Genomic DNA, 13,887 nt, shown 5'->3' with positions numbered 1-13,887 from the left:
ATTTAATTGTTATAATAAAGTCATGTTAAATACGATACAAATTAACGGCAATGAAGACAAATTTATTGCAAAGGCAAAAAAAGACTTTGGGTTTTCCAGTAAAAAAGAAGTAGTTTTGGCTGGCGTACAAGCCCTCTATAAATTGCGCAAAAAAGAATTAAAAGCCCTTCAAATGCAAAAGGCCTCCTTGGCGGTACGCAAAGAATCCATGAAAATAAACAAGGAAATGTCCCGATTTACAACTGCTTCTCTCCGTAAAGAAACATGGTAATCGATCAATACGGCATTTATATTGCCAATCTTAACCCACGCATTGGAACTAAACCCGGAAAAATAAGACCTGTTGTAGCTATTCAAGGTAACACGCTTAACAAAACCGAACATCCATCGGTTATTGTTCTTCCTCTTTCAAGCCAAACCTCTCAACGCGATGCTTATCCGTTGCGCATCTTTCTTTCACAAAGCGATTCAGGCTTATCCAAAGATTCCGTAATTTTAGTAGATCAGATTCTTTCATGGGATATTACCCGCATCACAAAAAAGGTAGGTCTGCTTCCTAAAAATAAACAAAATGAACTGATAGAGGCTTTAAAAGATATTTTTGATTGGGAATAACGCCCTACTCCCCCATTCTCTATCCTCAAACCTAATATTAATGATACGAACTTTTTTTATTTTGCATAAAAATATTCTTTTCAACACTAACACCCCGCGTCATAACTATTTAAAAAATCTGAAAAAACTTATTTTTCTACGCAACTTTTACAGATAAATGCCGATAACTTTACTGAGGTAGGATAAATCCATTTTTATAGATAGAGGAACACATGCCAACACCCGTATCAAATTCACCACTTGAAGCTATTCGTAATTACTTTACGTGGCTGGGTAGCGTTGATAATTATAAGGGTGGAGACAAAAATCTTAAGGGTAAAAATCCATTTAAAGAACTCGACAAATGGGTTAGCCAAAGCGGCGATGTAGGCACCGCTGCGCGTTATATTAGAGATACTTTTATTAGCGCTGGTCTTAAAGGTAAAATTGATACAAAAGAAGAAAGATCTTATTTTTCTAACGATAATAACATTACCGCCATTATAGATGTTTTAGAGGGCCGTGTTGCGGCTTGCCATCTTGACAAACCACTAGAGCCAAAATCAGCTACCAGTACCCAAACAACATTAACTATTGATGAGGCTCGCAGTTCCATTATCTATATTATTAATGAAATGAACGGAGCTGGGATTATCACCAAGCTTGAAGGATGGAAAAACGACCCTACAGTAAAACAAGATGTTAAAGAATTTATTACATATGTACAAAATATATTAAGTGAAGAAGTATTTATTGCTGGCGAAGTAGACACTACGGGTGAATTAGCCGAGTTTGGCCCTGTGAAAAAGAGAATTATTACTGATAGAATAAATGACTACGGTATTCCAGCTTCACGCCCCCGAACAACAACTGTACCCACCAGCACTAACCTCCCTCGTTTACTTACAAGCGAAGAAGCATCAGATTTGGAAGCCGCGCTTATAGCTGGAACCGATAAAAGTGTTTACACAGCGGGCAAACCTTATTCTTTAGTAATAGATGCGGCCTTTAATGGATATCAAATTGCTTTAGACAATAAGTTAAGTGGGGCTGATGCTGTTAGATATGCTTTTGCTTATGCTTCATCGGCAGTTTCTGGACAATATTTACAACAATTTACCGGTATTTCTAGTGATACAAAAACTAAGCTAGAAGGTTTTATTGATGCTAAAGGCACTGTAACTAATCAAGCCGGCATTGATGCTTTAAAACAAAGCAATCCACAAGAAGCCATTGCCATTGGCTATATTGTAGATCAGGCGCAAATTACTCACGACCGCGATGCTGCAATACAAGCCTACACACCCTTAGGTATGGCGCAAGGTAATGTTTATTATCTTATCCGGGCATTTTTACTTAACCCTACCCGTACAGTTAACCATGCCGATAGCGATAAAGCCTTGTTAGATGCACAAGTGGCATTGGTAGCCAGTCATTTAGACTCTATTGGGCAAGTTGATTTACAACGTTTTTACCAAACCGAATATGCCCGTCAAAAACTTTTGGCCGCACAATTTCGTGAATTTAGAGTGGGTCTTACTCCAAAACTAAAACTCGCAATTCCAGGGCACGAGCTTATTGATACCATGGGCGCCCTTACAAGCTTTGCCGGACTTCCCGATGTGCTTACTTCACCAGGTGAACTTTTTAGACCTCGCATGATTGTATCTCCCTTTACCGACATTAATGCGGTTCCCGATCCCATGTTACGGCATTTGGATGTAGCCAATGGTATAACTGGTATCATACGTAATCTACCTCGTCTTCAATGGCTGGGTGCTACACATATCAATTTAAATGAACTACTCGACGAAGGTAACATCGAACTTATTTTTCCGCTACTGAGCGATGCGCTGCATACATCAGGCATTCGCCATAATCGTCGCGAATATGCACGCTTTGCCGGCCAATTTGAACCCTCTCTCATTGGCAAAGGAGTTCGCGCGCTTAATTATGCATCCATGTTTGTTGCCGATGAAAGTTTGCTAGAAGGCCTTATAGAACAACGTGCTGTATTTGATGCCGCAAAGGGTCACATGAATGGGTATCAAGCAGCTTTTACTCTTGACGATTACGAAGTTGCTATGGGGCTAGATCCAACCAAGGAACAAATTGACATTTGTGCTAACAGCGCACATCCAAAAGATAGATGTGATATCTACATGGACGAAGCCAAGGCATGGATGGAAGAACAAAATGCCGGTAACGTTTCTTCTAACGGAGCCTTTGTCGTTTTTGATTTGGAGTTTCCCGTAAGAGCTCAAATAGCTGCATTAGAGGAAGCAATGTCTACAGGCAGCCAGAATTTAACAACAGATCTTATTCGTGAATTTGGCCCAGGAATAGGTATTACTATTGGTGCTTTAACAGCAGCTGGCGCTCCTGTTATTATGTCGTTTATACCAGGAAAAGGCTGGGCTATTAATGTTAGTGATAAAGCCCGGGCTTATGATGAAGCCATAGCTCACTCCACTACCGAAACTATAGAACGCCAAACCCGTGTAGATACTATTCTAGAAGGTGCCGGTGCCCGATTAAGCGGTGTTGCTTTTGCCATTATTGCTGTTGATTGGGACAAAGGGGGTAGAACTGATCCTTTCATTCATTATCGTTTGGCAAAACAAACCGGAATCTTAAGCGAATATGCCCGCACACTTACACAAGCTGGGCTTATTAGCGCTAAAGAGGGATCTTCGGTTGTTTATATACCTCTTATTATTGATGCCGCTGCAAACGATCTGCAGCAATTACAAACTGGTGTTATGGATAGAATGTTGTTTGATAAAGTACTTGCTAAAGGCAACGCTTCTACTCCTTGGGATAAAGCACAGGTAGCCATTATTTATGGCCTTAAGTTAGCAGAACTAGCCGAAGGGTGGATAGCAGCGGGTAAAGCTGCTCACGATAATCCCGATGATGCAACCAGTATCTATGTTAATGAAGCAGCTGAGACATTAGCTTATGGTTTAGGATGGGCTCTTCCCACTATTTTACCTAAAAATATCCCGATTTTTGGAGATCATGTGGTGTTTAATCCCGATGTATCGCCGGGCTCGGTGTTTGGAGGCAATTTTCGCTTAGGCACTAAGGAAATAAGCTGGGGCTTAGATGTTAACCCAGTTCTTCAAGCGGATCCTTTAAACGGCAACAATTTTGGCGCCTCAAGCCAACTCACATTTCGTTGGGGAAAAAATAAATAACGCATAGCGTTATAACTAGTTAAAAAAACTCATTTTTTTTCTTCTTTTTACGCAACATTTCTGACAATTAGCCGATAACTATTATAGGTATGACCCATAAAAGACCTTCCAACCCGCTCTCTTCCTTATTTTCCAATACTTTCCTGGCGTTAGCCTTTTGTTTTATCACGCTTTTTTCTGTAGCCTGCGGGGTAGAAACTAATAGCCGTGTTGAGCTAGCCACTAGCGGTGGCAACGAAGACATCGGTTTACAACCCGGCGCCGACTTAGACCCCACCGATGGCACTACCCCTGTTAATCCGGGCAAAGAACCTGATTGTGAAACCTTTGAAACCTTATCCATTTCACCTAACACTATCGATTTTGGCTTAAGACAACTTGAAGATAAAGAATGTGAGCACATCCAAGTAAACGGTTGCGTGGGTTTTAACGCCGAAATTGTATATCCTGATGGAACTTCCGATGATGATCAGCAATTTGGTTTTTTTGATGCTGCCGGCAATGAACTTTCGGGCCGCCAAGCCGGTGTTTCGGAAGGCATTGATCTTTGCTACAAACGCACTGTTATTGGCGATCATAGCGCACGCGTAAATGTGGTAATTGATAGCGGCTCCATGGCCTATGCCACAGTTATTCCCGTTAAAGGCAGTACCGCCGATTATGTTTTTGATTTAGATAGCCCCACCGAAGGCATGCTTGTTTGGGAACAAGACGGCGTAAGTACCTATGATGCTGCAGCCGGTACTTTTACCATTGCTGTAAAAGGCACAGTCAATACTAATTTATCGTCTGTTATTACCGGTACCGACGTAACGGTAAAAGGCGGCATGAGCACTGTTACTTTACCGGCAGGAAACAACAGCTTTGAAGGCGAATTTAAGCTGCCTTTTGATCCTAAAAAAGTTTATCCCATCACTATTTCCATCCCTTCTCAAAAAGGTGATTTGGAAATGGTACGTCATTTAATTAGATACACCAGCCCTACGTCTAAAATGGAAATTCGCGATGCGTCTGGCGGTATTGTTAATGCGGCCGTTACCGATACTCCCGGGCAAACTGATTCTACCATTCTTACATTGGGTATTAACGTAAGTAACTTAGATGTTTCGGGCCCTTCTAAAACTAAACCGGTTCATATTAAAACTGTTATTAAACACAACGACCAGGTTTATATGAGCTACAACGCCAACGATAAAGAATGGACCGGCGATCCCGATGAAGTAAGTACTTTTGACATGTATGTAGGCCTTCAAAAAAGTGAAGAAGAAGATCCTAATGCCGAAGAAGGTGTTAATGGTCACTGCAGTTCTAAATTTAATAGCCCCACGTCTACTTATTGTATTGTAATGCCGCCCACAGCAAGTCTGCAAAAAGGCACCAGCATTATTGAAACCACTCTTTGTAACGACTACACCACTTTTAGTGGAAGCTGCACGGTAGAAACCACCAGTATTGTGGTTGATAACGACATCCCCAACATTACCATACAAGCTCCTCTTGAAGATCACGTTTATCCGTTAATAGACGAACCTAAAGATAATAGCGAAAAAATTAAAGGCACCATTACTATTGATAACTTTGTAATGTACGATGTTACCAAAACAACCGATGATGATGGTAAAGAAGTAGAAACCAAAAGTTGTGCCGTAAAATTGTGGCTTAATGCCGCCAATTGGAAAGACGGCCAGAATGTAGGCACGTTTATTCCCTTGTGCGACAACAATACTACCGACAAATTTACTTTAAAAATTATTGCTTCTGAAGACGGTAGCACCAGCAACGGTAACACGGGCAACATCCGGCGTGCAGTATATGAAATGTATTTAGACAACTTGAAAAAAACCATTACCGATACTGCCACCAATACTAGCACTACTTTCTTTGGCTTAACCCAGTTTACCAATTTAATGTTTATTGAAACCCACAACGCCAGCGGCCACTACGCCTACAAGGCCGTTAGCTTTCAACGTGGTAAAAACAAAAAGGCCAATTTTAATTCCACCGGCGCCGGTATTGGCGAGCTATCCACAGGCCCTATGGGCAGTTATAATGGTGGAGATCATATTCAAAATGCTCCTATCATGCTTTACCTTGGCGAAGGCACTCTTCAAAAACAAGAAATAAAAAATGTTATCCGTAAATTATTAAATGACAATCTTAATTTTGCTGATTTAGCCATGGGCTTCCCTACAGATGAAATTAAAGAAAAGCCTTTTGGTGTTTTTGACCCTGATTGGTCTGATACCAATGATAAAAATGAAATTATTCGTTTATTACATCGCAGCGCTCCAGAACAAGTCATGGCTATTTGGAATTATCAAAGTGCGCAAGGAAGTACCGAAAAATACTTCCCCAGCGATATTGCCAGCGATCAATGTGGCAATCCGATAACCACAGCCATTGTATCACCCGACATGTATCAATACATGTATGCTTTATGGGGTAAAGTAACACCTAGCTTCTTTACTGATCCTGATTATGGCTTAAAAGAATGGCCAACTGCCATATGTGCCGATGAAAAGAAAAACAAAGGTGATAAAAACGTTTTGAATTGTAATACTTTTGAGCAGGGCGTTTGGGATGTGGATGTCAATTTAAAAAACGATGGCTTTGTGGATGCAAAACTATCTTTAAATGGAAAAGTAGATGAAAATGGAGACGTAGGCCCTGCACTTGCTGGACACTTTAATGCATATAACCTTATTGATGAAGGTACTACTGGCGCTCTTACATTAAAAGACTTTGGCCTTGCCGATCCTATTATTCCTCTCTTTTTTAATGTGGGGAAAATGACCATCAACCTAAAAGACATACTGCGTATTGTAAAAGCTAAAAAGGATGAAGATGGCCATATAGTCATGCAGGGTACCGGTAAATTTTATGATTTAAAAAAGAAAAAATATGTTGATAGCTGCTCTGCTGGCGTTGATACTTGTGTAGAAGAAAGCGAGCCCGCTGTATGTGACAATAGTAACTGTACAAACATGCTGTACATCTATCCTTATAGAAGACTTGAATCAGAATATATGGATCTTCAATTCGATCCATACAAAGAATGTAGCTCTTATTTTAAAAAGCGCTGGCCCAATGCCACAGTTCCACTGGGGTGCAATGATGAAACAAAAGAATATTATCCTTTTACAGTAGATACGAACTCAGTACAGGGAGATCTTCTCTTACGCTCTGCTCATAATGGCGAGTATGACACCCTTAACCTTCTTATCCATAATGTTTTAGACGCGACTTTCCGTAATATACTTGGGTGCCTACCTGATTCTATGGTCAATCCAATGATAGATTCCGAAGCATTTCGCTATGCAAGCTGGGTACCTCAAAAGGAACGCAAACCTCTCGAATTTGGTGTAGGTACTGATAAAAATGGTGATGTTGCTTTTGGTTTTAAAAAGGATTTAGAAAAAGAAGACGGTACTTCCATTGCTTTTACCGTAAAACCCGACATTAAAGATGCCGATCTTAATATTAATGACAATGGAATTTTAGCCAAGTTAGGCATAGAAAAAATCGGTGCCGATGACGTCAGTGAAACTTTTTATAACCGTGGGGATGACACCACACGCTCTCGCGGCTACATTTATCGCGATCCTGTCAATCTAGATTCCGCCACCTATCCCTATGGACAAGAAGAAGTAAACAATGGGCAAGTAAATCCTTATCTTTCTCTCTCTCTTAACGCCGAACAAGTGTTAAACGGCGCCCTCTATACCTTAATTGAAAAAGGCCTTTGGGATGTTCTTAAGCTGGCCGATGTGGATGAAGATTTACAAGGGCCTAAAGGCTACAACTTTGATAACTGGACCATTGGTGTAGACAAAGTTATTTTGGGACGTTTTGATATGTGCGGGCCCTTGTCGCTAGCCAATACCGATCTTTCTCCTTCTATTGTTTTTGAAGGGATTAAAGACTTTTTTGAAAATGATATTTCACATTTGGATATATCGGTTAAATCGGCTCCTACTATTGCCATTTTACCCATGGAAGGTGGCGATGAAAATACCGCCCTCCTTCAAATAGGGATTCCCAATTTGGAAATTGCTGTAAAAAGCTTACTCACTATTCCTGCCGCTTCCGAAGATGAGCTTGAAACCTATACCGTTGGCAACAAAGTAGTTACCGTACGTGGCGATGTATTGTTACGCTTGGCGGTTCGGGTAATAGATAATGGCACCAACGGTCAAACAGTTGAAATTTATATTTTACCTCAAGACCAACAAGTGTTTTATTTTAGCGCTATCGACCGCGGTTTAACAATTAACGATCAGGGTATCACCCGATCCTTATACTCTCTTATTTTACCCAATCTCTTTGGTGGATTAGCCAAACCTTTTAAACCCGAAGATCCAGAAAGTTTACCCAGCTTTGGCGTGGAAATTGTTAACAACAAACTAAGTGGCCTTAACGTGGCAAGCCATATTACACAAACCAATATTGGTAATTGTAACACCGAAGGTGAAAACGCCCATGGCCCTGCTCCTGAATATGGCGTTCCTCCTCCTCCTCCTCCTCCTACCATTACCATTGGTGGTGAACTGGGCGAAGCTATTAAGCAGTGGCTCATAGATATTTTTGCCATGATGCAAGATGCTGTGGATGCAAAAGGTGGCAGCACTACTCCCGAAAGCAAGCCACTTATCCCCCGTTTCGATTTTACTCCTATGGAATTTATTCCTTATAACTCCGATGAAAACACGGCTGCAGAAGAAACATGCGATCTGTTAGCTGATGAAAACGATGCTAAAGAAGAGGCCGACAACTTAACTTTGGGAGATACTTTAAGAGAAAGCGTGTGCGAAACCGGGATTTCGGATGTAAGTCTTAATAACTTTAAGCTTAATTTTGACCACCAAAATGGTTACATCCACTTTGGAACAGGAATGCACCTGGAATTATATGAATGGCTATACGACGAATTGGATCCTTCGGGGCTAGCAGATGATAAAAGCACGCAATGGGAAATGAAACAAGCTCCTTTTAATCCTAATTTGTTTAAAACGATAAACGACCTGCAGATTCACATGAATTAAAATGAAAAAAGTATTTTACAATCTGTTTTTTGCTTTAAGCTTGGGAATACTGGCTTCCTGCTCTACCTTTGGCGGTGGCTCTCAAAATAGTTCTACCGGCACTCCTAGCTTAGGTGAAGAAAGCGACGTAGTGATTATTAGGGCTCCTTTGGGAGGTGCTGCTTACCGCGCTATCCCCTTTACCAATAACACCGGCAAAGAAATTACAATCACCAATGTGATGTTTGAAAACAATGTATGCGGCGACCTTTCGTTTTACACCATCACACAATATGGAAATGTTATTGTAAACAACCCTGAAAATATTTCTGCCACTATTTCTAACGGCGATAATGCGTTTGTTAATATACGCTACACGCCTCTTAATTGTCCTAAAGAGTTAGCCGGTTATTCTACCAAAATGTATGTATACTATACCGATAACAACAAAACCTACCGTCAATCGGTAACTATTCAGCCCACACAAGATAGCGGCGAAGAATATATTATATGTACCGAAGATCCCCGCTCATTTGAATACGAAGATCAAAATTTTACCGGACGTCCTCCCGCCGGCGAATATTACCTGCGTATCGATAAAATGGTGGGTTACATTTATCCCGGCACTAGTTCGCTAGCCGCTGTGGTTTCTACCAGCGATCCCAATCCTAAGGTAGAATATATTCCTACTTATCTCAAATTAACTGTTGATGATGCCAATGGTAATTTTACCTTCCATCGCATTACCAAATGCGAAGACTTTTTTGTACCCGGTGATCCCTCTATTTTATTGTACGAACCAGCCTACATTACCACCTTTACCGATTTTGAAGGTGTATTTGACGAAAAAGGTGACACTCAAATTAACGACTTTAAAGCCAAGCTCCGAGCCAATGATTTAGATGGTTCCTTAGTAGCCACCGATGCTGGATCTTTTCAGGTCGATTTAGAAGCCGACTTAACATCAACCGTGACAGAAGAAGATACCTTATTAGGTACTATTTTAGGCAGCCATAGTATTTCTGTTATGAATCTTAAAGATGGAAATCGTAACAACAAATATAATCTGGAAGGTGATTCTTTAAAAGACGGGCACATGACTTTTGTAACCCGTGGCGAGCTCATTAACGACGAAAACTTTTTAGCTAAAGATGGTATTGTGGGTATCTTATTTGCCAATACACCCTATATTTATATTCAGCTCGAAGTAACGTTTACCAAAAAACTTAATTAACACGATATGACGCTTTATAAAACCACAATTGGCCTGTTTGCAAAAAGAATCTTGGGATTTGTATGTACTTTTCTCTTTTTCTTAACCATAGCCTGCGGCGGTGGCGGTGGTTCTAAGACAATTGACCCTACTCTTACCACCGGTGGCGATTTTTCTGTAGAACCCGAAAACACATTACAAAACGGCATTACGGTTAATCCCGAATCTATTGACATGGGTGTAACCACCCAAAAGAAATCTATTGTTAAAAAGTTTACTCTTACCAATGGCTCAGGCCGCGATGTAACTTTTTCCCTTATTATTATGGGTAATGCCGGAGGGTATCACTTTTTTCAAACCGATAAAACTTTAGTGGGCATGCTTTCGGCCGAAGCCATCAAGCGCGGTGAATCTAAAGAATACAGCGTTGCTTTTGATGCCTTAACCATGGGTTCTAAAACAGCCTATGTACAAATTGAAGCCCAGGGCATTGCCGGTCACATTATTCTTCCTTTAAAAGGCCGCGTATCGGGTGCTGCCGATTATAAAATTATTACCTCCGATTATTTGTGTAGTAGCGAAACCGCTCCTACTCTTTCAACACTCGATTTTATGAAAGTGCTTTCGGGTAAAACGGTAACCAAGGGTGTTAAAATTTGTAACACCGGTGGACAGGACATTATTTTAAATGATGCTGCTCTTAAACCCAATAAAACGGGTGCCGAATCCGAAAGTGTGGATGTTGATTTTGAAAAAGACTTTGTATGGGAAGTGGAAGAAGAATTAAACACAGTTTTTTTTGATTACTATAATCCTGACGTAACAGAAAGTTTTGAAGAGCCCACTTTTGTTACTTACACAGGCCCCGCACCTGATGCCGTGGGTGCCTTTACCATCAAAGAAAACTCTACCGGACGCCTGCCTAAAAATTTGGTTATTCCGGCCGGTAATTACATGCTGCTAGATATTACCTTTGCCCCTTCTATCACCACACAACCTCCAGAGGGCTCACTATTTTTACCTGTTAACTATGCCACTACACTGGAAGTTTCCACCAGCCTTGGCGTAGAAAGCTTTAATGTTTTAGGTTCATCAGGCGGACGCGAACCGGAACTTACGGCCAGCTATACATTTGAAGGATCCACTTTTGATACCGACAATATTTTAGATTTACGTTCCGATTATTCAGCCATTAATTTTGGCATAGCCGACATTTACAAAGACTGGATTATTGAAGATGCTAATCATGTTAATTTAACATTAAAAAATACAGGAACAGGCACAACACCTCTTAAGGTATGGTTAGATGAAATTACCACCGGCTATTTTACCTTTGAAGAACAAAACCCGGCTGTTAACTTTCCAATTTTATTACAACCGGGACAATCAAAAACAGTCAGTTTAATTTACGCCCCCACTCCCGAGGTGGTAAGTCCGTATTACGATTTGGGCCAATTAAAAATTCATCAAAACGGCACCAATGGTCCTACCAATTTGGTTACCTTATTGGGCCAGGAAAAATCGCAAAACTCCGTTGAACTTTCTCAAGGGGGCATCCTTAAAATAAAACCCTACGATGCAATCAACCCTCCCTACCCTGTAGACTCCCCTAAAAGTTTGTGTATTGCCACTATTGGCACCGTTACAACCAAAAGCTTTACCATTAAAAACTATTCCAAAAATTATCCCCTTACTTCCGACATCCGCTTATCGAGCATGGGCGATAAAAACGGAAGAGCCATCAAAAATGTTGCAATCACACTCGATCAAACTCATCTGGTAACCGATCCTCAAAGCGAATCTACATTCTCTATTAATGTTGATGTAAAAACGGGAGTGAAAGAAAACGTGGATATTTACGGAAAACTGGATGTAACCAACCATTTTGACCAAGCCACAGAACGCCAATTTGGAGTTTCTCCGGCTCAATACAGTTTATATTTTAAGCTTGTTAGCTCTAAGGCTACACAATGTACCGGCGGTGACGGCACTCCTGTTACCGGTAATGCCTGGTATGTAGTAGATCGCTTAACCCTTAACCTGGGTGGCGTATCGGAACCTCTGCGCGATCATACTGCCTACCGCAGCCAGATACCTGTAGAACTGGATTCAACAGGCCGCTGGGCCCGTTTAAAAGGTATTAAATACGATCCTCGTGCCGATACCAAAACTATTCCCTCAGTAAAACTGTTCCGCGCTTACAATCACCAAATTACCAGTGTAGCGAGCGGCGCCAGCTGTTTTCCTTTGGGTACCAATCCTTATAAGGCCGAGTACGAACCGGGAAGCTGGATGAGCGATAAAGGCCGTTGCAAATACGATAACGACAGCGAAAATATTCATATTGACGGCAGTGAAATATGCATGTTCAACAATAACTCGCAAAAACTGGATGCTGCCGACCCTAATTCTGACGATGTGTTTTATCATGAATTTGTAAAATTTAATCCTGACAGCTGCGAAGTGGAATTTGAAGGAAAAATTGCCACTTTTTATCTGGCTCACAATGAAACAGCCCAACAGGCATACGACCGCGTAGCCAGCAAAGTGGGCGACAGCGGTACGGCCGAGCAATATCAGGCCGAAATGAAAACATACCAAAACGGATCTTACATTACCTTTAAAAAGGCTTACGATAAAAACGGTTGTAAGGCCAATGCCAACGAAACCTTAACCGATGCCGATAAAATTAAAACCTGTTGGGAATCGTTTAAAGGCCAAGATTGGAAAAGCGATGAAGATCCGGGCTTAACCCGTGTGGGCGGCATGGTGGAAGAATGCGCTTACTTCTATTTTACCTTGGATGAAGGTTGTGTTCCTCAAGATGCTCCTGTTGGTCCCGATTACGATGGATTAAGCCGTTGCACCGATTCAAATATTAAATGGAGCAAACCCGACACATGGACCAGCTTTGGCGAATATGAACCGCACAGAAAATACACTGTAGATGACAAAGGAAACGTAAGCTACGAAGAAGACGATACTCGTTGGGATTTAACCATGCGTAATATCCGTTTGGAGCTCTCCATTTTATCAAGCTCGCTTAATAACTTTTTTGATAACAATACTAAACTGGCTAATTTATCGCTGTACTTAACCTTTACCAGCAAAGCTATTGGCTTAGACGAAGATAACCCTACCAAGTTTTCAAAAGACTTGATTGCCGTTAACGTACGCGATGATTTTAGCCAAGATAAAGTGATGCTTAATAAAAATGATAGTGGCACCAAAGGTTATTTTACCGAAAATCCCATTAACTCCAATTTAAATACCGGTGATAATGACGACCAACCATGCGATGAAATGCCGGCTCTTTCTTCATGTAAAGGTAACTTTATATTCACGCCCTCCCAAAAAATGGTAGTGGCCGGTGAACCCATTGACTTTTTAAATCGTAACCGTGCCATGATTGCCGGTGTAACCGCTTTCCATGGTAAAAATCAGTTAGCCCCCGTATTTGCCCGCGAAAGCTCCAGTGGAGATGGTGTGGGTTTAACCTTTAGCACACACGGTTGCTTGGTAGCCGACCCAGACAATACGGGTATTGACGAAAGAACCGGTTGTTACGATTGGCATTGGGATGATGAAGAAGCGCAACAAAAGTATGTAGAAGCAGGTATTTTAGATGAAGTAAAAACAGGTGTTGTAGATGAAAGCAATATTGATGAATGCAAACAATCGGCAGCTTGTATTGACTACATTATTTTTGAACAAGATCGCCAACGTTTCACTAACTATTACGATTATCCCAAGCATCAAGACTTTGGTGCTCCCACCTTTTACAAGGCTGCCTGCGGGGATGGCATGTAAAAACTTTTAGCTCGGAGTGGTAAAAAAGGCGTCTGCCGCAAAGCAGACG

The 13,887-nt window shown here is 41.2% G+C and carries 6 protein-coding genes; all 6 read left to right on the top strand.

Going from position 1 to position 13,887, the window contains the following annotated elements:
• Positions 1-22 precede the first annotated feature (22 nt).
• Positions 23-271 carry a hypothetical protein gene (locus K1X76_02475; GenBank protein ID MBX7147926.1) on the top strand — a complete coding sequence of 83 codons (249 nt, stop codon included), beginning with the start codon at positions 23-25 and terminating at the stop codon, positions 269-271.
• Positions 265-615, top strand: a complete 351-nt coding sequence (locus tag K1X76_02470; GenBank protein MBX7147925.1) for a type II toxin-antitoxin system PemK/MazF family toxin — start codon at positions 265-267, stop codon at positions 613-615. Before K1X76_02475 ends, K1X76_02470 begins: the two co-directional genes overlap by 7 nt.
• 212 nt (positions 616-827) lie before the next feature.
• On the top strand, positions 828-3,794 hold the full coding sequence (locus K1X76_02465; protein MBX7147924.1) for a hypothetical protein: 2,967 nt from the start codon (positions 828-830) through the stop codon (positions 3,792-3,794).
• Between the two features lie 89 nt (positions 3,795-3,883).
• A complete protein-coding gene (locus tag K1X76_02460; GenBank protein MBX7147923.1) occupies positions 3,884-8,836 on the top strand; it encodes a hypothetical protein in 4,953 nt (1,650 codons plus the stop codon).
• A gap of 1 nt (position 8,837) precedes the next feature.
• Entirely contained in the window at positions 8,838-10,049 is a 1,212-nt protein-coding gene (locus tag K1X76_02455) for a hypothetical protein (GenBank protein MBX7147922.1), read from the top strand.
• 6 nt (positions 10,050-10,055) lie between these two features.
• A complete protein-coding gene (locus K1X76_02450) occupies positions 10,056-13,838 on the top strand; it encodes a choice-of-anchor D domain-containing protein (protein ID MBX7147921.1) in 3,783 nt (1,260 codons plus the stop codon).
• Positions 13,839-13,887 lie beyond the last annotated feature (49 nt).

The organism is bacterium, from assembly GCA_019695305.1.
In the GTDB taxonomy this organism is placed as follows: domain Bacteria; phylum UBA10199; class UBA10199; order UBA10199; family JAIBAG01; genus JAIBAG01.
This window is presented reverse-complemented; position numbering and strand designations above follow the sequence as displayed.